23 protein-coding genes are annotated in these 20,468 nt (G+C 45.8%); 11 read left to right on the forward strand and 12 right to left on the reverse strand.

Going from position 1 to position 20,468, the window contains the following annotated elements; all coding sequences use genetic code 11:
- Positions 1 to 40 precede the first annotated feature (40 nt).
- Positions 41 to 1,930, reverse strand: a complete 1,890-nt coding sequence (gene ftsH2 / locus H6F77_RS07285; RefSeq protein ID WP_190486823.1) for an ATP-dependent zinc metalloprotease FtsH2 — start codon at positions 1,928 to 1,930, stop codon at positions 41 to 43.
- Between the two features lie 442 nt (positions 1,931 to 2,372).
- On the opposite strand from ftsH2, the gene H6F77_RS07290 reads away from it, so the two are divergent.
- A complete protein-coding gene (locus H6F77_RS07290) occupies positions 2,373 to 3,731 on the forward strand; it encodes a TPM domain-containing protein (RefSeq protein ID WP_190486825.1) in 1,359 nt (452 codons plus the stop codon).
- Between the two features lie 149 nt (positions 3,732 to 3,880).
- Here H6F77_RS07290 and cpcD/petH read toward each other — a convergent pair whose 3' ends face one another.
- Complete coding sequence (cpcD/petH, locus tag H6F77_RS07295; protein ID WP_190486827.1) at positions 3,881 to 5,101, reverse strand: bifunctional rod-capping linker CpcD/ferredoxin--NADP reductase PetH; 1,221 nt, start codon at positions 5,099 to 5,101, stop codon at positions 3,881 to 3,883.
- Positions 5,102 to 5,606: 505 nt separating this feature from the next.
- Here cpcD/petH and H6F77_RS07300 point away from each other — a divergent pair.
- Both H6F77_RS07300 and H6F77_RS07305 read left to right on the forward strand, forming a co-directional pair.
- A complete protein-coding gene (locus H6F77_RS07300; protein ID WP_190486829.1) occupies positions 5,607 to 6,614 on the forward strand; it encodes a phosphoribulokinase in 1,008 nt (335 codons plus the stop codon).
- A 221-nt stretch (positions 6,615 to 6,835) separates the two neighbouring features.
- Positions 6,836 to 7,138, forward strand: a complete 303-nt coding sequence (locus H6F77_RS07305) for a hypothetical protein (protein ID WP_190487012.1) — start codon at positions 6,836 to 6,838, stop codon at positions 7,136 to 7,138.
- Between the two features lie 12 nt (positions 7,139 to 7,150).
- Here H6F77_RS07305 and H6F77_RS07310 read toward each other — a convergent pair whose 3' ends face one another.
- Positions 7,151 to 7,732 carry a TIGR04376 family protein gene (locus H6F77_RS07310; protein WP_190486831.1) on the reverse strand — a complete coding sequence of 194 codons (582 nt, stop codon included), beginning with the start codon at positions 7,730 to 7,732 and terminating at the stop codon, positions 7,151 to 7,153.
- A 251-nt stretch (positions 7,733 to 7,983) separates the two neighbouring features.
- Here H6F77_RS07310 and H6F77_RS07315 point away from each other — a divergent pair, with 251 nt between their 5' ends.
- Positions 7,984 to 8,619 carry an HAD-IA family hydrolase gene (locus H6F77_RS07315; protein WP_190486832.1) on the forward strand — a complete coding sequence of 212 codons (636 nt, stop codon included), beginning with the start codon at positions 7,984 to 7,986 and terminating at the stop codon, positions 8,617 to 8,619.
- A 189-nt stretch (positions 8,620 to 8,808) separates the two neighbouring features.
- Here the strand turns inward: H6F77_RS07315 and H6F77_RS07320 are convergent, their stop codons facing one another.
- The 3 genes from H6F77_RS07320 to H6F77_RS27815 form a co-directional block, all read right to left on the reverse strand.
- Positions 8,809 to 9,252 carry a hypothetical protein gene (locus H6F77_RS07320; protein WP_199321214.1) on the reverse strand — a complete coding sequence of 148 codons (444 nt, stop codon included), beginning with the start codon at positions 9,250 to 9,252 and terminating at the stop codon, positions 8,809 to 8,811.
- A gap of 81 nt (positions 9,253 to 9,333) precedes the next feature.
- Positions 9,334 to 9,636: a M48 family metalloprotease gene (locus tag H6F77_RS07325; protein WP_242021975.1), complete on the reverse strand. Its 303-nt coding sequence runs from the start codon at positions 9,634 to 9,636 to the stop codon at positions 9,334 to 9,336.
- Positions 9,618 to 9,884 carry a M48 family metallopeptidase gene (locus tag H6F77_RS27815; RefSeq protein WP_242021977.1) on the reverse strand — a complete coding sequence of 89 codons (267 nt, stop codon included), beginning with the start codon at positions 9,882 to 9,884 and terminating at the stop codon, positions 9,618 to 9,620. Before H6F77_RS27815 ends, H6F77_RS07325 begins: the two co-directional genes overlap by 19 nt.
- Before the next feature lie 306 nt (positions 9,885 to 10,190).
- On the opposite strand from H6F77_RS27815, the gene crcB reads away from it, so the two are divergent.
- The 5 genes from crcB (at position 10,191) to H6F77_RS07345 (ending at position 13,434) form a co-directional block, all read left to right on the forward strand.
- A complete protein-coding gene (crcB, locus tag H6F77_RS07330; RefSeq protein WP_190486834.1) occupies positions 10,191 to 10,589 on the forward strand; it encodes a fluoride efflux transporter CrcB in 399 nt (132 codons plus the stop codon).
- A 184-nt stretch (positions 10,590 to 10,773) separates the two neighbouring features.
- Positions 10,774 to 10,896 carry a hypothetical protein gene (locus tag H6F77_RS28280; RefSeq protein ID WP_255515700.1) on the forward strand — a complete coding sequence of 41 codons (123 nt, stop codon included), beginning with the start codon at positions 10,774 to 10,776 and terminating at the stop codon, positions 10,894 to 10,896.
- A gap of 3 nt (positions 10,897 to 10,899) precedes the next feature.
- Positions 10,900 to 11,856: a WD40 repeat domain-containing protein gene (locus H6F77_RS28695; protein ID WP_190486835.1), complete on the forward strand. Its 957-nt coding sequence runs from the start codon at positions 10,900 to 10,902 to the stop codon at positions 11,854 to 11,856.
- A gap of 275 nt (positions 11,857 to 12,131) precedes the next feature.
- The gene (locus H6F77_RS07340; protein ID WP_190486838.1) at positions 12,132 to 12,296 is read left to right on the forward strand and encodes a hypothetical protein; all 165 of its coding nucleotides are present in this window, start codon (positions 12,132 to 12,134) and stop codon (positions 12,294 to 12,296) included.
- 226 nt (positions 12,297 to 12,522) lie between these two features.
- Positions 12,523 to 13,434: a hypothetical protein gene (locus H6F77_RS07345; protein ID WP_190486840.1), complete on the forward strand. Its 912-nt coding sequence runs from the start codon at positions 12,523 to 12,525 to the stop codon at positions 13,432 to 13,434.
- A gap of 39 nt (positions 13,435 to 13,473) precedes the next feature.
- On the opposite strand, the gene H6F77_RS07350 is transcribed toward H6F77_RS07345, so the two are convergent.
- From H6F77_RS07350 to H6F77_RS07375, 6 genes are all read right to left on the reverse strand, one after another.
- Positions 13,474 to 13,728, reverse strand: coding sequence for a hypothetical protein (locus H6F77_RS07350; protein ID WP_190486842.1), 255 nt, complete (start codon positions 13,726 to 13,728; stop codon positions 13,474 to 13,476).
- Positions 13,729 to 13,925: 197 nt separating this feature from the next.
- On the reverse strand, positions 13,926 to 15,104 hold the full coding sequence (locus H6F77_RS07355; protein ID WP_190486844.1) for a M20 family metallopeptidase: 1,179 nt from the start codon (positions 15,102 to 15,104) through the stop codon (positions 13,926 to 13,928).
- 48 nt (positions 15,105 to 15,152) lie between these two features.
- Complete coding sequence (locus H6F77_RS07360) at positions 15,153 to 15,737, reverse strand: type IV pilin-like G/H family protein (protein ID WP_190486846.1); 585 nt, start codon at positions 15,735 to 15,737, stop codon at positions 15,153 to 15,155.
- A gap of 94 nt (positions 15,738 to 15,831) precedes the next feature.
- Positions 15,832 to 16,413, reverse strand: a complete 582-nt coding sequence (locus H6F77_RS07365) for a hypothetical protein (RefSeq protein WP_190486848.1) — start codon at positions 16,411 to 16,413, stop codon at positions 15,832 to 15,834.
- Between the two features lie 86 nt (positions 16,414 to 16,499).
- On the reverse strand, positions 16,500 to 17,183 hold the full coding sequence (locus H6F77_RS07370) for a hypothetical protein (protein WP_190486849.1): 684 nt from the start codon (positions 17,181 to 17,183) through the stop codon (positions 16,500 to 16,502).
- A gap of 145 nt (positions 17,184 to 17,328) precedes the next feature.
- Positions 17,329 to 19,086, reverse strand: coding sequence for a protein kinase domain-containing protein (locus tag H6F77_RS07375; RefSeq protein ID WP_190486851.1), 1,758 nt, complete (start codon positions 19,084 to 19,086; stop codon positions 17,329 to 17,331).
- Between the two features lie 248 nt (positions 19,087 to 19,334).
- On the opposite strand from H6F77_RS07375, the gene H6F77_RS07380 reads away from it, so the two are divergent.
- Both H6F77_RS07380 and H6F77_RS07385 read left to right on the forward strand, forming a co-directional pair.
- A complete protein-coding gene (locus H6F77_RS07380; protein ID WP_190486853.1) occupies positions 19,335 to 19,559 on the forward strand; it encodes a hypothetical protein in 225 nt (74 codons plus the stop codon).
- A gap of 538 nt (positions 19,560 to 20,097) precedes the next feature.
- Positions 20,098 to 20,376: a hypothetical protein gene (locus tag H6F77_RS07385; RefSeq protein ID WP_190486855.1), complete on the forward strand. Its 279-nt coding sequence runs from the start codon at positions 20,098 to 20,100 to the stop codon at positions 20,374 to 20,376.
- The last annotated feature ends 92 nt before the right edge of the window (positions 20,377 to 20,468 follow it).

The following is a 20,468-nucleotide window of genomic DNA, read 5'->3' on the forward strand; positions in this document are numbered from 1 at the left end:
CCTTTTTCCTGTTAAATTTTGCCTTTACAGGCTTTACTCTTTAAGTGGTGGGAGCGAATTGCTCCTTTTCAGGCAAAACCGTGTACTCAGCCACAATCTGACGGAACTCTTCGCCGTCGATAGTTTCCTTCTCGACTAGCAGATCGACTAGGCGATCGATCGCAGCCCGATTTTCCCGCATAATCCGCAGGGCATCTTTGTAGCAATGATCCACAATAGTGCGTACCTGGGCATCAATACGTGAGGCAATGTCCTCAGAGTATTCAGAGCGACTCGTCCAGTCACGACCGAGGAATACTTCTCCACTCTGGCTTTCTAGCGATAAGGGGCCGAGGTCAGACATACCGAAGCGCGTCACCATCTGTCGCGCCAAGCCTGTCACCTGTTGCAAGTCACCGCCAGCACCAGTGGTTATTTCAGAATCGCCAAAAATCACTTCTTCAGCAGCACGACCGCCCAAAGCGCCTGTGATACGTGCCAATAACTGAGATCTGGAAACTAAGCCAGAATCTTCACTTGGGGTAAACCAGGTTAAACCGCGTGCTTGTCCGCGTGGAACTAGGGTTACTTTCTGTACGGGGTCGTGGCCGACAATGAGCGTGCCAACAATAGCGTGACCGACTTCGTGATAAGCAATTAGCCGCTTGCTCTTGCTGTCTACGAGGGGAGTGCCTTCCATACCAGCAACTACGCGGTCAACGGCGTCGTTGATTTCCAACATGGTGATGGCATCTTTGCGACGACGGGCGGTAAGAATGGCGGCTTCGTTGAGCAGGTTGGCTAAGTCAGCGCCTGTGAATCCGGGAGTGCGGCGGGCGATCGCTTCTAATGATACTTCCGGCGCGATTTTCTTATTCCGGGCATGTACTTCTAGGACTTCCAGCCTTCCTTTGATGTCCGGGGCGTCAACTGTAACTTGACGGTCAAAGCGTCCGGGACGCAATAAGGCGGCGTCGAGTACGTCTGGGCGGTTGGTAGCGGCAATGATAATGATGCCCGTGTTACCTTCAAAACCATCCATTTCGGTCAATAGCTGGTTGAGGGTTTGTTCGCGCTCGTCGTTACCACCGCCTATGCCTGCGCCCCGCTGACGGCCAACTGCGTCGATTTCATCGATGAAGATGATACAGGGGGCGTTTTCTTTGGCTTTTTTGAACAAGTCGCGCACGCGGGAAGCACCAACGCCCACAAACATCTCAACAAACTCTGAGCCGGAGATGCTAAAGAAGGGAACGCCAGCTTCACCAGCGATCGCTTTCGCCAACAGTGTCTTACCAGTTCCCGGAGGGCCAACTAACAACACGCCTTTGGGAATTCTCGCACCAACCGCAGTAAACCGCTCCGGCTGTTTGAGGAATTGCACGACTTCTTGGAGTTCTTCTTTGGCTTCTTCGATACCAGCAACATCATCGAACAAAACGCCTGTTTTAGCTTCCATGCTAAACCGCGCTTTCGATTTGCCAAAGTTCATCGCTTGACCTGGGCCACCAGGCAGGTTGCTAGAGCGCCGGAACAAGAAAAACAGCCCAGCAATTAACAGTATTGGAAAAACTAAGTTTCCCAAAAATCCCCAAATTGCCCCATCGTTGCGAACTGGATGGGTATCTAGGCTAATGTTGGAATTTCTCGCCAGCTTGGAAATCAGCTCTGGGGAGTTGCTCGGCAGATCCACTCGCAGCACCTGCGTCCGGTTATCCAGTTCTGGATCGATTGCTTGGACAATTGCTGTCCTGCCTGAATCATAAAGATCGACGCTTTTCACCCGACCTGCATCCAGGTATTCCAAGAACCGCCCGTAAGTCATTCTTGTACTGGCAGTGTTCTTGCCCATTTCAGCGGTAGCGGGTGCAAATGCCCCTTGCCACAGGAAAAACCCAATGACTAAAGCAGGCAGTGTCCAAAGTAGTATTACTCTCCAAGAAAATTTCATAGATGTGTTGCCTCTACATAGGTCTAAAAATGAAAGCGTTTCCAAAAGAAGATGAATCTTAATTAAATTTAACCTAATTCTCAGGATTGCAGCAAGAAAGTTAATCTATATATCATAAAAAATAATATTTATCAAGTACTTAGGGAAAGTACATTCCGCGAATAGCCCAAGACAACAAAGTTTTAGGCAGGAAGCGGAGAATACCAGCAAGGTTAGAGTTAGAAAACATTAGACATAGATAATTACAGGCATCGCGGCGTTACAAACAGGTAAGAGGCATAACTTTTCTGTAAAGGTATCTGTAGAAATTGAAGGTAAGAGGCAGCTAGCCTTTACAAATCAAAAAGCTGGTTTGGCATCTCATCTTGCGCCATAACCAAAGGCTAGCCTAAAAAGCTGAGTTTTCTCTAGAACGCACGCAGCAACTCAACCTGTAGCATTTATGTTCAAACAAGCTTTCTGTGGTGGTTTTCTAAGTTTGGCTTTACTCAACTTCCCCGTGTCCAGTTCTGCTGTAACTGTAGATGAAGTTCCAAACCCAAGAAAGCTAAATGGCGGTTGGGTTGAGGATATGGCAAATATACTAACGCCTGCGACTGAAGCTGAGATTAATAGACAAATTTCAGCGCTGGAGGCTCAAAATGGTAGTGAAATCGCAGTGGTAACGGTAACGGAAACTGCGCCATCTAGAACTCCGAAAGAGTTTGCTACGGCGTTGTTCAATCGCTGGCACATTGGTAAGAAAGATAAAAACAATGGCGTCTTATTTTTGATTTCCAAGCGCGAGCGCCGAGTAGAAATTGAGACGGGATATGGGGTTGAGACTATTCTGCCAAATGCCAAAGTAGGCAACATTATCAAGCAAGAAATTACGCCGCGATTCAAAAAAGACGACTTTGATGGCGGTACGCTAGCTGGAAGCAAAGCGCTAGTAATCAGCCTACAAGCATCAGAGCCGCTATTGAACTCTAGCGACGAGCGTCCTTGGTATGTCGATATACCTTGGTACGATTGGCTATTCTACGGATTTACTGGTGGTTCCATAGCTGCTGCGATCGCCGCGATGTTTTACGCAAAAAAGGCAATGCCAGATGGTAGGACAAAGGCGAATTTAATTGAACCAGAGGGGCGATCGCGTAATTTGTCGCACCAATCTGTAAACTGCGCCAAATGCTTTCAACCTATGGAACAAGTAGAATCTACTAAACTCCCGCTGCATCTCAACATAGCTGAAAAATTTCTTCAAAACCTGGGTTATGTGAGATATGAAGGTTGGCAGTGTCCCAACTGTCTTCAGCATCTAACCGGACAAGGGATGCACATACACGAGATTACATTAAAGCCTTACCAAATAAGTAGCTGCCCTAGCTGCGGACAAGTGGCAAAGACAACCCAATCGGAGGTTTTAGAAGCAGCGACAACAAATAAAACAGGCAAGCTGTTAGTTAGCGATCGCTGCTATCACTGTTCTTACACCCATCAGACTGAAGAAACAATTCCTCTCTTTGAAGCCGTTTCTAACATTAACAGTAGCGATAGTTCCTGGAGCAGCAGCAGTAGCGATAGCGGTAGTAGTAGCAGTAGCAGTAGCGATATTTCCTGGAGCAGCAGTAGCGATAGCGGTAGCAGTAGCGATAGTTCTTGGAGTAGCAGCAGCAGCGATAGCGGTAGCAGTTCCAGCAGCAGTAGCGATAGTTCTTGGAGTAGCAGCAGCGATAGTTCTTGGAGCAGCAGTAGCGATAGCGGTAGCAGTTTTGGAGGTGGGGATAGTTGTGGCGGTGGAGATGGTGGAAGCTGGTAAGCGTCTATATAACCCCATTTCTCACAAAAAAACAGCCCGCACAAGAGAGCTTGTAGAACTTGTGCAGGCTGCCGTCCCGCCTGTAATATGTAGCCTCACCCCCGACGGGTAGGAGAGGTTTGGGGGTTTATCTCCAAACAAGTACAAACCTAGTAGGTTTCTACGTGCCAGCGTCCTTGCTTCTTGAGGTCCTTCTGGTAATCAGTCCAGTTAACGCCGAACTTGCTAGCAGCGCCCGACATACCCTCATCGATGCCACCTTCCATGCCTTTCAAACCGCAGATGTAAGTGTGGGTGTTTGGTTTTTGAATCAATTCCCACAGTTCATCGGCGTGTTCGGCAATCCGATTTTGGATGTACATCTTGCCGCCTTGGGGATTCTTCTGTTCCCGGCTGATGGCAGATGTCAGGCGGAAGTTATCCGGGTACTGTTTCTGTATCTCCTCTAGTTGATCTTTGTAGAGAAGGTTGGGAGTGTAGGCGACTCCGAAGAATAGCCAAGCTAGACCCTTGAACTGGTAGTTTTCATGCTTTTCTTTGAACATCCGCCACAGGTAAGCGCGGAATGGTGCAATTCCAGTTCCGGTAGCCATCATAATGATATTGGCTTCCGGATCGTCTGGTAAAAGCATTTCCTTACCAACTGGGCCAGTGATTTTTACATCATCCCCACTATTCAGGTTGCATAGGTAGGTAGAGCAGACCCCAAAGACTTTTTCGCCAGTTTCAGGATGCTTGTACTCTAGCTGCCTAACACAGAGGGATATAGTCTTGTCATCAAGACGATCCCCGTGACGAGTTGAGGCGATGGAGTAAAGCCGCAGCTTGTGAGGCTTGCCATTTTTGTCGGTTCCTTCTGGGATAATGCCGATACTTTGGCCTTCCAGATACCGCAGGTTGCCCGCAGAAAGGTCGAATGTCAAGTGACGGACTGTGCCTTCCCCACCTTCGCGCACAAGTTCTTCGTTAGACAGGCACTTGCCAATATAAGGTGCGTTTGGACGGTATAGATTAACAGGAATGTCTGCTTTTTCGGTTTTTTCTTTGGCTTGAGTCATGGGACTTGTTTTTTCTGCTAACTTCGCAGGCGCTTGTTGTGCAGGTTCCGATTTGGCTTTCCCATTAACTTCTATGTCTGCACCCGTCACAGGCTTTATGCTGACAATTTTGCCGCCCATGCGAGTAATTCGTCGCATCTCTTGATTCATCCGGTCGTAAGGCACTGTGATAAATACACTGCCACTGCGACGAATAGGATAGCCCGTTTTGTCAGTTTCTTCGTTCTGACGCAGACCAACTACCTCATAAACAAAGGCGCGGCTACCAGACGTTGTATTGGTAGTACCGCCAGCTACGCTTTGATTGTACATTGCTAACTAGATATCTCCTAACCCAAATCAACACGTTGTAGCAACGTGTCCTTTCCAGCATATGCCAGCCTGGGTTCCGGATAACGTCCGGCTCCTAGAGCTGAGTTTCTACCTAGCGTAGCATTGTAAGGCTATGCTCATGTGTCTCCGGCGCTTAGAGCAGGCGGAGTAAGCACTTTTGCAGCAAGTTGTATTGGGAAAGCCATCATCGGCCTCCTTTAAGGTAGCGAGTAATCAATTTAGAAAATGTCACTATTGAGTCAATTTTATGTTTTTAAAAGGTGCAAATAACCGTATTCTAGGTACTGAGGCATCTGAATCCCATTGGGATAAGCCTTGTATGGGAAAGCCCGTTTTGGTAAGATCCACTATCAGCAGCTAGTAGTAAATACTCACTAGAAAAGCCCTTAAGTCTTCCCGGACGCGGATGGGGCTAGTTACAGGCTAAAGATGCTCAGTGAAGTCAGGACTCGGTTAGTAAACAATTTTTCGTTAGAGGGAACCTATGACCAGTAAGCCGGACCGCGTGGTGCTAATTGGCGTTGCCGGAGATTCCGGATGCGGTAAATCTACTTTTTTGCGCCGATTGACAGATTTGTTCGGGGAAGATTTCGTGACTGTGATCTGCCTGGACGATTACCACTCTCTGGACCGGAAGCAGCGCAAGGAAACGGGGATTACTGCTCTTAATCCGAAGGCAAACAACTTTGACCTGATGTATGAGCAAATGAAAGCGCTGAAGAGTGGTCAGGCTATTGATAAGCCTATTTACAACCACGAAACGGGCATGATCGACCCACCAGAGAGGGTGGAGCCAAATCATATTATTGTGATTGAGGGTCTGCACCCGTTATATGATGAGCGCGTGCGATCGCTTCTAGATTTCAGCGTCTATCTTGACATCAGCGATGAGGTCAAGATTGCTTGGAAAATTCAGCGCGATATGGCAGAGAGGGGCCACACCTACGAGGATGTGCTAGCTGCCATCAATTCCCGTCGTCCCGACTTCTCCGCTTACATAGATCCGCAAAAAGAGTTTGCGGATGTCGTGATTCAGGTTTTACCCACGAATTTGATCAAGGATGACCAGGAACGCAAGGTTTTGCGGGTACAGATGATCCAGAGAGAAGGCGTGGAAGGTTTTGAGCCTGCTTACCTGTTTGATGAGGGTTCCACAATTAATTGGACTCCTTGCGGTCGTAAGCTGACTTGCTCTTACCCTGGAATCAAGATGTACTACGGGCCAGATGCTTATTACGGCCACGAAGTCTCGATCCTAGAAGTAGATGGTCAGTTTGACAATCTAGAGGAAGTCATCTACATCGAGAGCCATCTGAGCAAAACTTCTACTAAGTACGAGGGCGAGTTGACTAAACTCTTGCTACAGCATCGCGAATACCCAGGCTCAAACAACGGTACTGGATTGTTCCAAGTGCTGGTGGGTCTAAAAATGCGGGCGACTTACGAACGCTTGACTTCTGGCAAGACCCAGCAACTGGCGGGGAAGGCATAGAAAAACCTAGCGCGATCGCTCCTAAGCTTTTATCTAATAAACGCGAGATGCCTGACTTTGGCTCTCGCGTTTTATTTTGGTTTTCTGAGCGATAATCCCTTAATAGGGCTTACTACATCGCTAGGCACGCCCCAATAAGCCAAACTCTCATGATTATTTAGTATATTGTACGATATTGACTCGCTCGTTGTAATGTATCCAAATGAGAACTGGTATTAACGATGAGAGTGTGGCTCGCTAGTTTTCTCGTGCTATTCGGGACGGCAGAAGTTTACCAATGGGTGAAGCACTTCACCCTTCCTCTGCCAATATATATTTTGGGTGGATCATTTTTAGCGATCGCTTCCAACTATAAGCGGGTTTTTGGCGTATCTTGGACTGGCGGGCTTGACGAAACCACAGCAAGCCCCGATCGGACATCACCTTTTATGCGGAATGTGACTCAAGGAGATAAAAACCAAACGGTGCAACCCCGTCGCCCCATCTCTTTCACAATTGGTCGCTCAAACCACGAAAGGCAGTAGCATTTCGGCTCCCTAGCGCCCCAAGTTGCGCTTCATACTATTCAACTCGTCCTCAGTTTCCCAACGCTGGAATTGTTCTTCTAATCCCTCTGCGCCAGTATGAGTATTGCTGTTGGTGCTACTCTGATTCCAAGCGGTGCTAGCGGCTCTCTGTTCGGCTTTATTACTATTACGTGGTGCTTGAGCTGAGGCGGCTTTTGTTTTTACCTCTTGGCGACGCAGCTGAATTTTGCGCTGTAGTTCCTTAGCTTGCTCAAGACGCTCTTTACAGCCTTGCATCTGTCCCCAAAGCTGATTCCCTTGGCGTAGCAGTGCAGCTTCTCGCTCTTGAGCAGCTTGGGCTAAATCCATTCTCCCAGAGGCTTTAGCTTTCTCTATGCGGGAATGCCAGCGCTTTATTTCTTGCGCTGTAGAGAGAATTTCATCCTGCGATCGCTTTTCCCCGCGCTGGAGGTCTGCAATCAAGCGGAGCGTGTCTTGCTCTTGCTCCCGCAGTTGCTCCTCTAGCATTTGTAACTCCAGATGGGGATTATTCCGGAGAAATTCCTCTAACTGGGTTTCTAGAAACCGTTTGGAATCATCAAATAGTCCCACTACACGCAATCCTTGGCGACTGTTTATTTTTTTATATGGTAGCAACAGTTAGAGCCATAGGAGCCTCGCTAGCTACAAGATATGATTAAATTTCGATAGCTAATACCGATTTAATGCGCTCGCGCTGCCTGGGATGAAGGCTTTTTTTGCACTAAAATTATACCATTCCCGCCCCATACCGCTAATGCGAAGGTGTATTAATATTTACAAACCTTAGTTGATTTAAAATAATTTAAGTTTAGGCCAAACTAATGACTTTAAAAGTAATTATTTTTGATTTTGATGGCACGATTGCTGATACCCTAGATGCGCTTGTAAGTATTACAAACGATCTATCTGAAGAGTTTGGATACAAACGAGCCAATCCAGACGATATCGAACGCCTCAAAAATTTAAGTCCCCGACAAATTATTAAACAATCAGGGATATCATTATTTAAGTTGCCTGGGCTTTTAAGGAAAGTGAAAGTTAGGTTAAATAAAGAGATTGAGCTATTAACGCCAATCTCAGGAATTAGCCCAGTGCTTATACAATTGAAAAACAATGGGCATTTATTAGGTATTATCACATCTAACTCTAAAGAAAATGTGGTGATATTCCTTAAAGCAAACGGATTGGAAGAAGTATTTGATTTTGTTTACTCAGGAACAACACTCTTTGGTAAGAGTAAAGTAATTAACAGTTTCTTGTCCAAAGAACATTTAAAACCTGAAGACGTTATTTATGTAGGAGACGAAGCCAGAGATATTGAAGCTGCCAAAGCAAGTTGGATAAAAATTGTTGCAGTTAGTTGGGGATTTAATTCCAAAGAATTATTAACTAAGCATCACCCAGATTTTATAATTGACGCTCCCAAAGAACTGATTGAAGTAGTAGAAAATTTGTAAAAAATTAGGCGATCGCGGCTTGAAAATTATTTTCAGTTTATGAACAATAGCGCTCGCCTTGAATGTCTAATTTAAATAAAAAGCAGGTTTAACTAGAGGGATGGCGCAAGTTACCTCCAGACAACCCCGAAAATAAATAAAGCCTGTTTACGCAGGCTTTATTTATCTATCACCAGATTTTTCTGAGTTTTATAGTTTATCAGAAGGGCGAGGGGCGGTAAAAGCATCCCAAGCAGCTTTTGCAGCATCCGCAAGGCGATCGCCTAATGTGGCAACTTCCTTAAGAACCGATTCCCAATTCTTCTCAGCTTCATACTGGATGAGTTTAATTGAGTAAGCAATTCTCTCAGGATCGACTAGCTTATTTTGTTCAATGTTTTCCCGCGCCTGACGCACCGCATTGAGATAAGCATCGCGAGTTAGATCGCCAGCAGTTTGCGCCTCTGACTGCGCCCGTTTTTTAATAGCATCAATTAGTGCTTTGGTTTCGCCCTTCAGAGCATCAGATTCGCCAGCCATTTCCGCTTCCACCAGAGCATTAGTCTCCTCGCTAATATTTCCAGCAAGGGCTTTCTGCTCCTCGGTGACTTCCACAATGGCATATTCTTTGGCAATGTTACTTTCGGTACTCATTGTTTTTCCTCGTTATTAAAAAGTGATTCAAGCTATTAGTAAGACGGGCAGCGCCCAACCTACTACTTTAAAAAATAGACATCATCTGAGATGTATACCCTGATAGTTCTTTTTCCAGGTGGAACAACCGCAGTCGAACCACATACTGTAGCTGACTATTTGAGCTAGGAATGAGATAGCACCCCCAATGGTGGCGGCTACAGATTGAGTCAGCCTGTCGCGATTGCGAACGTGGCTCAGTTCGTGGGCGATGACTGCTTCGAGTTGATCGCTTGGTAGCAGTTCGATGATGCCTTGTGTAACTGCTACTGCTGCCTTTTCTAGATCTTGCCCTGTTGCGAAGGCTTCTGCTGCTGGGGTAGGAACTATGCAGATTGCTGGCATGGGAAGCCGGGGCGATCGCACAGTCGTTGTACCATGCTGTACAATCCAGGTGCTTGACTTGGAGTAACTGGCTGGGGGGGGTAAGTCGCTAAAGCAATTCGCTCTGAGAAATACCAAGAACCCAGATTCATAACAGCCGCGATCGCAACGCCCACCAATACACCCGACCAACCACCAATTATCCAGTAGCTAATTGTAATTAGCACGCTTAATAAACCTAGTAAGGCAACAGTTTTGAATTGATTCACTTGGCCTGCCCTCCTTGCTTAGGCATAGCTTTGGAATAGGCCTCTATTACATGGATAACATTGCTATACAATATTGTCCTCATTCTATCGGTCTAATCTCTTTTGCTAGGGATGGTTTACTCTCATTGTTAGGTACGGCTTACACGATTTGGAATCTTGGAGCGTACAATTCAAGCGGTAAGAAATTTTATAATTGGAAACGCCAGTATTTAACCTGATGAGTCTAAAAATGTGTCGTATCGAACAAAAACTATCGACTAAGCTGTTGAATGTTTTGTATAAAAATTAACAAATAAATTTTTATAAATGTTGCAAGATCTCAATTTCCGCAATCCGATTGCTATTAGTTTAGGAGCGATCGCTGGCGCTTTGAGCCGCTACTATTTGAATTTGTGGTTTAAACAGCACTTTGCCACCGCTTTTCCCGCAGGCACTTTTTTTATTAACTTGACTGGCTGTTTCGGGATGGGCTTTTTCGTCACTTTGGCATCGGAAAGGGTTGCAAACATTCCTCCAGAAGTGAAGTTAATGGTAACTACTGGCTTTTTGGGTGCTTACACGACCTTCTCAACTTATGGGTTAGAGACTTTTAGCCTGCTGCGCGATCGCCTGTTGAACGTCGCTGGTTTGTATGCTTGCGGTAGTGTAATTCTAGGGATTATCAGCGTTCAACTCGGAGCAATGCTGGCGCGGCTGGGGAGGTAGAAAAATGAATTAATCCTATATTCGTAGGGTAAATTTTTCCACTTATCGACGCCTATCCATCCAAATATTGCAAAATGTCAGTTAAGTCGCTAAAAAGACCAGTTTCTGTCACGAGGAGGGTAATGGAGCCTCCGCCAGAGAATCAGTAATCAGCGACTAGAAAACTAATAAGTGTTAATAGCATTTGGACAAACTACCCAAGGGAGGAGCGATCGCTATTATCTCTAGCCATATCCAACGCCTCTTCTTCATTCCAACCTTGGAACCGATGCTAACTCCAACAGCAAGTTCAATTATCGCCAGTTGACTCGTGATTACTAACTCTGTATCCCATCCTCCCGATCGCATCTGGAAATGCGTCCGCACTATCAAAGGTCATTCTGACTGGGTTCGCTCCCTTGCCATTAGCCCAGATGGAGAAACCCTTGCTAGCGGTAGTTTTGATGGCACCATCAAGCTGTGGCGGTTGACTAGCGGGGAGCTTATCCATACGCTATCGGAACATTCCAAGGGTGTGTTTTGCGTCGCCTTGAGTAACGATGGGCAAACCATCGCTAGTGGCAGTTGGGATGAAACTATCAAGGTGTGGCAACCCAAAACGCAGCATGCGATCCGTACCCTCAGCGGTCATTGCGGTTCAGTCAGAGCGATCGCCATTAGTCCCGATAATCAAACCCTCTTCAGCGCCAGTACTGACGCGACAATCAAACTCTGGCATATAAAAACGGGTAAATTAATTGACACGCTCATCTCGTCGCCGGAGCCAATTTATGCGATCGCGCTGAGTCATTACCAGAAATTACCATCCCAAGTAGGACAAATAGATCGACAAATCCTGGCTTGTGGCGGCGGTGATGGGCTAATTACCCTCTGGGCGCTAGACACCCGCGAACAGGTTGGCGTGCTGACGGGGAATTTAAATCAAGTTTGGGCGATCGCGATCGCGCCGGATAACCAACGCCTTGCTTGTGCCAGTGGCGATGGCACTATCAAAATTTGGCATATAAAAACGGGTGAAATATTCCACGTCCTCCAAGGACACTCGCGACAGGTGACATCAGTTGTTATTCATCCCGACGGGCATCCCCTCATTAGTGGAGGCGCGGATGGCACTATCAAGATTTGGGATATGGAGACGGGCAAACAGTTATGTACCCTCAGCGGCGATTCACCTAACTCGGTAATATCTGTTGCCATTAGTCCCAGCAATCATACGCTTGCCAGTGGTTATGTAGATGGTAAAATCAAAATTTGGCAGCGCTATTGATTGAGAACTAAGTTAAATTTAATTTCCGGGTGTAGAAATGCAATCAGACTTTTAGCAGCGGCATTTTAGCGGCACATTAAGCTGATTATATTTTCCATAGGATTACAATTTTTCAGGGTTATAACAATTGGGGTGACAAGTCTCTTTATTGCTCGAATAGCGAGGAAAAACAAGCCGATAAACTTTTGTCATCCTTATAGTGCAGGTGAATTTTTGACCAACTTGCAACCGAAGCGGATAACTGCAAATTCTGGGTGGGGATATAACATAGTGCGATGGTTAGAACGCTGCGATCGCATAAAACTTTTCTTACGGTTGCACGCGATGAATATTGGTCGTCGGAAAGGCGGCCAAATGTCGAGGCTGTCCTTATATTCGGGTGTAAATCTTTTTACAACACCCCCACAGGTACGACGGTATTTGCTACTGGCTCAATGTAGTTGGGTTGGGAATTAGATGATTATAATGCGCTTAAGCTGCCTCTCTCCCTTGTGAATTTATCTGCTCAACAACTCACGCACAACGTTCTCGCCTGTCTCAGAAGGATAGATAATTGCAACTGGGGATTGCACAGACGCGATAAATTAGCGTCTCGATAAGGACTGGCGACTCTTGACGCCGGACTTTTAATCTCCTTTCACCAATTTTTAATGACTAATTCCCAAGATGCGTAAATTTCCAAGCTTACTGATTTTAGCGATCGCTGTAGCTGCTTTGGTATTTTGTTTTTTTAAGCCCGATCGGGCTGTTTCCCAAGAGTGGCATCCCGTGCGGAGTGGCATACTCTTTGGAATTAGTGGTATGGCAACAATAGATCGCCAAAGCGATTCTAACTCGTTTCTAATTGTCCATGACAATAAAAAGCAGGGTCAAGGGCGTCTAGCAATCCTCACCATCAATAGCAAACAGCCGCCCCAATATTTACCTGTAAATTGGCCTAATAATAGCGATCTACCCGCAGATTTAGAGTCTATAACTACAGTCCCAGGTGTCTCTAAACCTACTTTCATGGCTGCTAGCAGTACGGGAAAGGTTTATCATTTCACCTTTGACGCATCTACGAAACAAATCTCGATTCTTAAAGTTTTCGATTTACCTAATATTACAAATAAAAGCAATATTGAAGCATTTGCCTTACAAAAAATTAACGGTCAATTATTTGCTGTTTGGGCACATCGCGGGCAAGACCAAGACCCTGGTGTAATATACTGGGGATTGCTCGACGAAAAAAAATATCAGTTTTCCCAAACAGGTTCGACAAACTTACAAGTACCTTTGCCTGTTTCAGCAGTTCGCCACGTTTCCGATTTAAAAGTAGACCCTGCGGGAATTGTTTTTATCAGTTCAGCAAGCGATCCTGGAGATAATGGGCCATTTGCTTCTGCCGTCTATGTAGAAGGCGCGATCGCCATCAACAGCGATCGCATATCGTTTAACCAAAATTCTCAACTCGTTCCCCTTTATCGTTTCGACGCTCACAAAATAGAGGCAATTGAGCTTTTACCGGGGCGAGATGGTGGCGTTATTTTTGGTACTGATGATGAGAATATGGGAGGGTCGGTGTATCTCAATTGGTAGTATTAAACACGCTGTATCTGTGTCTCTACCAGAAAAATTTTACAACTCCGATGGACTATCAGGAGCAACAATCTCGCCACCAAATCTTATTAAGTCCTGCTGGTCGGTAATCAAGTCGCTCAACTCAGTAAACTTAACGTTGATTCTGTCACAGGCGTGTTTCAGTTCTTGCTGAAAAGTCTTAATATCATTGCCATAGCCGCACAACTCGGCAGCTGTTGCAACTCCCGACTTTGCGTTAGCTCTAGCACAATCTATTAAGTCAGTATCCTTCAGCGGTGTGGGCGATGCCATAATTAGTTTGGAATTTTGCTAGGGTAGCTAAGTAGCAGGTTTTTAGTTGAATTATTAGCATCATAAATTAGCTTTTTCAGAGCCTAATCCCTCTGGAGTTAGAAAGTTTAGACAATGGCTTCGCCGACGCTAGCGCGTGACGCAGATAACCCCCTTTTTTCAGGGGGGTTAGTATATTAAAATTGCACATAATGTAATTAGCTCTGCTGCCAATATTGGTAGGCAGCATAAGCGAGGGTGACGACACCAGTAACAATTGCGGTTTCATCCACCTCAAATTGCGGATGGTGCAGGGGATAGTTTAGTTTGTCCTTGTAACCAACTCCCAGACGGAACATCATACCTGGAGCGTGTTGCAGATACAGAGAAAAATCTTCAGCACCGAGGGAAGGTTCGAGTAAAATTTCCACGCGATCGCACCCCCAAGCTTCTTTGGCAGCACTTTCGAGTAACTGTGTCAGCGCGGCGTCATTTTGCACCGATGGCACTCCGCGCTTATAGTTTACTTGGTAGCCAGCACCGTAGGAGTTGCAGATACCAGCGACAATCTGCTCGATCCATTGTGGTAAATTGGCATGGGTTTGTGGATGGAGCGATCGCACCGTACCGACCAATCGCACATGATCTGCAATCACATTTGGCGCTCTACCCCCTTCAATTTTCCCAATCGTTAGCACAACAGGTCGTAACGGATTCTGCGTCCGGCTAATTGCTTGCTGAAGAGTTGTAATCACCTGCGCGGCAATCCAAATTGCATCAATCGCCTCATGGGGACGCGCCCCGTGCCCCGATTCTCCGGTTATGATAATTTCCAGGTCATCGGCTGCCGCCGTTAGAGCGCCGTAGCGTATTCCCACCGATCCTGCTGGAATAGAAGGAAAAACGTGGAGGCTGACGATCGCGCTCACTTTATCCATCGCTCCATCTTGCACCATCCAGCTAGCACCTTGGGCAATTTCTTCTGCTGGTTGGAACAAGAAGCGGATATTTCCGGGTAAAGCTTCTCCCAATTGCGATAGTACCATCGCCGTGCCTAAACCAACGGTTGTGTGGACATCGTGACCGCAAGCGTGCATGATTCCAGGACTTCGGGAGGTAAACTCCAGACTTGTACGCTCCTGAATTGGGAGCGCATCCATATCTGTGCGAATCCCCAGAAGGCGCTCGTCGCTGCCTTGGCCAATTAATTCCCCAAGTACGCCAGTTCTACCAACTGATTCTTTTACGTGGAGTCCGCAGGATGACAGCACGCCTGCAACGTAGGCTGATGTTTGGTACTCAGCACCGCTGAGTTCTGGGTGAGCGTGGATGTGGCGGCGAATTTCAATCAGGCGCGGCGCTAGATTTTGAGCTAAGTCTTTGATACGGGTCAGCATCTATTATTTAATTAAGCTTTTCCCCCATGATAAAGAATTGTTAAACATCTAACGAGTCAGCGAGCGGGAACCTGCGGGACACTCAATTGGAGTTAATTCGTCTTTGGGAGTAGCTGGCATCGCTGGGGGTGTGTTAGTGGCGCGTAGCGTAGCGGCTGTGCTAACAGCATCGCTTTCACAAATAACTGTAACGGTAGTAACTTCATTGCCCTTTTTGATGGCAAAGACAGCACCCGTGTAGCTTTTCAAACCTGAAGTCTTCGCCGCAGCTGTCATCATCACGCTTTTGGACTTATCGTATTGAGGCACTATTTTGTAGGTATAATTTTTGGTTTCGGGGCTGACTTCTACCTGCAAGTCCCGGATGGAATTGGCAAATGTAGGTTTCTCTGTCCGGTAAGCTTGCTGCCTTTTGTTCATAGAACCTATATATATTCTTGCTTCCGATTGCTTTGCTTTATTGGATGAAGTGAGAAAAGTCGGCAAAGAGATCGCGCCAATAAGCGAAATTATGAAAAAACTTAAACAGCCGCAACCTGAAGCCCCTGCAACCCAACTCGGAACCTTTGAACTCTTTGATGTATTGGCGACTGGTTCTTGTGTGAAATCATCCTGGTCTAATGGTTCTGTCATAATAGCAACCTCCACCCATTAGTTTAGATCGAGAATCCCGCACACACCGGAGAATCAAGAATTATTAAATGCGCGATCGCAACTCTAGTGGAATTTACCTAGCTGACGTTGTAAGCTTTAGTGTTTTGGCAATTTCTACAATGTGTTGCTTGTCTGCATACAACATAAAGTAAGAGTATGTACCCGAACCGACGCGAACAGGTTTAGGATAGCGAACTATGAGGGTAGATTCACCCTTTTGATCCCGTGTTTGATCCGCAGAAGGTAATATCAAACAGGCTGATTGTCCCTGAATTTTCAAATTCTGTATTTTGGGTTTAGAACCATAGGGGAGCAATCTATGATTTGCTAAAGACCGACACCCTTCCTGTAAGCTTGGTGTTGACATTGCCGATACCAAAAACGAGCCATCACTACCCCTAAAGCGTTCCGGCTGGTCTTTGACTTGTTTCCAGTTGCGGGGATACTGAAAGCTAACGCGATAGGTAGAACTGTTGTAACGCTGCCAATTAGCGCGGGCTAATGTTTGGCTTTTTACTGATTGATTTGGTGAGGATATAGCAGATATTGCTCCAACTGGCTGGCTGTTAACTGATGCGATCGCCCCGGCGATCGCTGTGCAAGCAACAAAGCCTAAACCGTAGCTGATTGAATTTCTAGAGATAATCTTCTTCATTGTTTTCTTCACAACATTCTACTTTAGATACATCGAGACTCGATAAATCGTCGTCTCTACAAGAAAAGACTTTAACGGCGATATTTTTAATCGCAAACTACAAAAGTTTTTTGTTTGCCATCCACCAAATAGAAAGCTTCAGAGCAGTAACCCAGCGTGCTTACATCTAAATTCTGCGGTACGCCATTTTTAGTTTGCAATGGCGATTTCCATAACGAAATTGCAGGTTTCGCCTCGTATTGTTTCCTTTCTGCCGTTCCTTGTTTCAAGGGGCTATAGTCGCGCAATGCTAAACCAGGCGATTTTGCTGGCTTGAAGCTCATTGAGGTGTAAATAACTCCTTCAGAAGGCTTCGTTATGCGCTTATAATCTTTCACGATGGCTGAATTAAACTTGCTTTTGCCCTTATTCAGCGCCATCTGAAAGCGGAAGTTAGAATTTTTTTTGTTGACTAACAACATGGCATAGTCTTTCAATCCATCTTGATTGAAATCAGCCGTAAAAATGCTACAAGTAAACTTTTCTTTTGGACTATAATTTAATTTTAAATTGCGGATGGAAGCTACAAAATCTGATTGCTTCGCTAGTCGATAATCACCCAAAATTGCGACAACTTGCTGCGGTACTTGTCCTTGGCACTGGACATCTGAAACTTGAGCTACTTTAGAAGGTGAAGAAGAAGCAGTTGCCTGAAACTGAGTGAAATTAGCTGCACTACTAGAAGCTGCAAATATGAGCAGTCCGCCCAAAAGGGAAATTTTATTTATCATAGTCTGCGCCTTAAATTTGCGTACTTAAGTACAGCTTCAAAGGCGCGATCGCGAGTTCCGGGAATTTACTTAGATAAACCTCAACGGGGGATAAACTAACTCAAAACTCAAAACTCAAAACTCAAAACTCAAAACTCCAACCTAATCACCGCCAACCCAGCCAACGCAGTAAAGGCACGATGAGGTAAGAACTTACGCCCAGCCAGAAGGCGATCGCAATTGCCAAAACAGGGAAAAAAGCGATCGCAGACAACAACTCTGGCCAGATGTTTACGTTCGTGGGGAAAAAGATACTCTGGAGGATTCTCTCGGCGTCCCAGACTGGTAGGCTAACTAAACCTGCAAAGACAGTAAAAGTACCAATTGCAACAACAAAAGAATGAACCAATTGATGACTGGGCAGACCAAGACCAAGAATTAGAGAAGCAACCGCGATCGCAGTCCATGCTACCAAACGATCTACTAAATCTCCATTAGGCAACCCCGGCCAAATAAACCAGCCCAAACCATAGCCCAAGATACCCATCAGGCTGGCCACTGCATACCGCCGCTTTTGCCCAAAGCCACCCGCCTCAGTCAAACCAATTGCTGTGCCAAATCCAGCCAACATAAACACCAGAAATGCTGGCTGCACTGCGAGGTCGATATGTGGAAAAATACGAGGCAGCAGTTGAGAGACTAAGTTTGTAATTCTAGCGCCCCAAACAGACAAATAGGCCAACCAAAGCCCAACGCCTGCACCTACAAGCCCCCCAATTGCGCCCAATAGCATTCCCCAAACGGTATCGAGGGAAGCTTTGATGACTGTGGTTATGCCCTGGATAAGTAAAAGCGTACTCGTTCCAAAAGCTTTACTCAATCCTACGATCGCAACCCAAGACCACTTCAAGCCGATTCGCGCTACTTTGGTGACTATCTGCGACAAATCTAAAATTGGCGCAATAGGCACTGTCTTCATTGAGGAAGCGCCAGCCACCCGTTCTAGTATTTCCGTTGCTGTTGCTGGTCGCCGCTGTACATCCACCTGCACCATGTCATCCAGCAAACTTGCTAGGTTGGGGCTAACCGTCACCTTGTCGCGCCACTTTAACTGGCCAGTTGCCGGATCTTCCATATCTGGAGGATATTGACCCGTAAGCAAATGAATCATTGTCTGACCCAGCGCGTAAAAATCCGCCGTTGGCCCTATTCCCGCCCCTGCAATCTGTTCGGGTGGACTGTAGCCTGGAGAAATCAAGCGGGTCGAACTCGTCTCCCCACTCGATGAAAGTCTGCCAATTTGTTTTGCCCCCCCAAAATCAATCGCTACTAGCTGACCTACCTGTGCCCCTCCTTTAGAAGACGGTGATTTAGGAGGGGTACGCAGCATTAAGTTAGACGGTTTGATGTCGCGGTGAATAATCTGGCGCAAGTGCAATTCGTCTAAAATTTCTACTGCCTGCTTTAGCCAATCTCGCACCCACTCTTCTCGACATCCTTGGGGATTCTCTTCAAGGATATTTTCCAACGTTTTACCGTTGATTTTTTCCATTACCAGGCAAGGTAGCGTGCGAGTGCGAGGATTACCCACAGTTACTTGAAAATAACTATCTGTTTCCACTCTGGGAACGCCGGGGTGATGCAGGCTAGCCATAACTGCTGCCTCTTGCTCAAATAGTTCTAGTGCCTTTGCAGAGGGTGACACTAACACTTTGATTACTTTCTCGGATTGCGTCTGTAAATCCCAAACTGTGTAGATGGAGGCGAACCCCCCCGAACCCAAACGATCGATGGGAATATAACGATTTTTCAGCCGCAGCAATGACCCGCAGCTATTGCAAAACTTGTTATCCCAAGGCTGGGACGCAGGCTGCGGACAATCCGGATTAATGCAGTAGGCAGCAGTAGCAACAGACTGAGACACGATCGCACAGAACACAGGCTCCCTCGATTTTACACAAAAGAGGCGCTTGGGCTAGTTAGTGCTAAGGGTAACAACGGCGCGATCGCTCCGTTATGTGTAATAGCAGCAGGGGATATGCGGAACCGGACGTGGCTGATTATCCAGCACTATCTATCGCGAGATAGATGAGCGATGGCTTTACCTAACGTTAAGTTAGATTAAAAAAAAGGCAATCTGATTTAAATTATGAATACATAAATGGAGTATATGTGCCTCTTCAAAAGGAGAAAAATCTGAGGGAGACAACAATTGAACTTGGCTTTGATTTTGACAAAGTTCAAGAAACAATTGATAGAATCACAGCTCAACTTGAAGAAGAAATAAATTCAAAAAACTCAACTCTTTGGCTTACTATTGACTTCGATAAGGTTAAGCACAGAATTGATAAAATTACCAGCCAGCTTGAAGAGGTTCAACGCAAGTTTGGCGCTTAGTATAAGTAACTGGATTTTGGTAGGGTGCTAAGGAATTCCAAAGGTAAAAATTAAAAGGCAAAATCAAGAAAAGCTATGCGCTTCAAGGCTTTTCACCTGAGACTATAGGCAAATTAGATATTGAATAGTTTATTGAAGACTATAAGCGATCGCTACAATCCTCGCTCATTTATCGCTGATAGTTCATTGCGATCGCATGGGATGCTATAGTGTATTGTCCGATACGCGATCGCATCTTTGCCTAAGACTTAGTGCATACCTCCCAATGGGGGGTGTTGATATCTTGTTGTAAACATAATCCATTAACCTTTTTTAGGATAAATAGATTTTCTTACTCAGCAGTAGGATATCCATATCTCTAGCTTAGACCCCGCCTATATTTGTGGGATTAGGAAGAGCGCCTAACCTATATCGGCTGGGTTATTTTATATATCTATATAGTTTCCATCGCAAGAGGGAGTGATCCCCAAGTAGCAGAAGTTACATTAATTTATATATAAAATGCAATGTGTTTTTAAGTATGTTTAGGAGGTGAGGCGTGGTTAATCAAGAAGAAAAAAAACTTAGAGAAAGAACTATCAGGCTTGGTTTTGATTTTGACAAAATTAAACAAACTGTTGATAAAATTGCCGCTCAACTTGAAGAAGATAAAAGAACAAGAAATAGCCATGTATGGCTTGGCGTTGATTTTGAAAAGGTGAAGCACAGAATTGCTAAGATTACCGCTCAGCTTGATGAGGCGCACCGCCACGTAGAAAAGGGCGCGGGTAACCACGCCTTTTCCCAGAGACAAAGCGAGCGCAGCGATCGCGCGTAAATATAATATCCACGCTATATCTTTAGTCTTTTTTAATCTTTTTCTGCCTCTCCCGGCTTAGCGCAAGCACCCTGTAATCAACCACAGGCAAT

The sequence above is a fragment of the Microcoleus sp. FACHB-831 genome (genome assembly GCF_014695585.1).
Lineage (GTDB): Bacteria > Cyanobacteriota > Cyanobacteriia > Cyanobacteriales > FACHB-T130 > FACHB-831.

Bases quoted from the DNA above. Each gene is read 5' to 3' on its own strand.
- H6F77_RS07350 (WP_190486842.1), bottom strand. From the start codon at position 13,728: ATGGCATCGCCCACACCGCTGAAGGATACTGACTTAATAGATTGTGCT.
- H6F77_RS07360 (WP_190486846.1), bottom strand. From the start codon at position 15,737: ATGACAGAACCATTAGACCAGGATGATTTCACACAAGAACCAGTCGCC.
- H6F77_RS07370 (WP_190486849.1), bottom strand. From the start codon at position 17,183: ATGATAAATAAAATTTCCCTTTTGGGCGGACTGCTCATATTTGCAGCT.
- H6F77_RS07300 (WP_190486829.1), top strand. From the start codon at position 5,607: ATGACCAGTAAGCCGGACCGCGTGGTGCTAATTGGCGTTGCCGGAGAT.
- cpcD/petH (WP_190486827.1), bottom strand. From the start codon at position 5,101: ATGTACAATCAAAGCGTAGCTGGCGGTACTACCAATACAACGTCTGGT.
- ftsH2 (WP_190486823.1), bottom strand. From the start codon at position 1,930: ATGAAATTTTCTTGGAGAGTAATACTACTTTGGACACTGCCTGCTTTA.
- H6F77_RS07325 (WP_242021975.1), bottom strand. From the start codon at position 9,636: ATGCCAGCAATCTGCATAGTTCCTACCCCAGCAGCAGAAGCCTTCGCA.
- H6F77_RS07305 (WP_190487012.1), top strand. From the start codon at position 6,836: ATGAGAGTGTGGCTCGCTAGTTTTCTCGTGCTATTCGGGACGGCAGAA.
- H6F77_RS07345 (WP_190486840.1), top strand. From the start codon at position 12,523: ATGCGTAAATTTCCAAGCTTACTGATTTTAGCGATCGCTGTAGCTGCT.
- H6F77_RS07340 (WP_190486838.1), top strand. From the start codon at position 12,132: ATGGTTAGAACGCTGCGATCGCATAAAACTTTTCTTACGGTTGCACGC.
- H6F77_RS07320 (WP_199321214.1), bottom strand. From the start codon at position 9,252: ATGAGTACCGAAAGTAACATTGCCAAAGAATATGCCATTGTGGAAGTC.
- H6F77_RS07365 (WP_190486848.1), bottom strand. From the start codon at position 16,413: ATGAAGAAGATTATCTCTAGAAATTCAATCAGCTACGGTTTAGGCTTT.
- H6F77_RS07355 (WP_190486844.1), bottom strand. From the start codon at position 15,104: ATGCTGACCCGTATCAAAGACTTAGCTCAAAATCTAGCGCCGCGCCTG.
- H6F77_RS07315 (WP_190486832.1), top strand. From the start codon at position 7,984: ATGACTTTAAAAGTAATTATTTTTGATTTTGATGGCACGATTGCTGAT.
- H6F77_RS07290 (WP_190486825.1), top strand. From the start codon at position 2,373: ATGTTCAAACAAGCTTTCTGTGGTGGTTTTCTAAGTTTGGCTTTACTC.
- crcB (WP_190486834.1), top strand. From the start codon at position 10,191: ATGTTGCAAGATCTCAATTTCCGCAATCCGATTGCTATTAGTTTAGGA.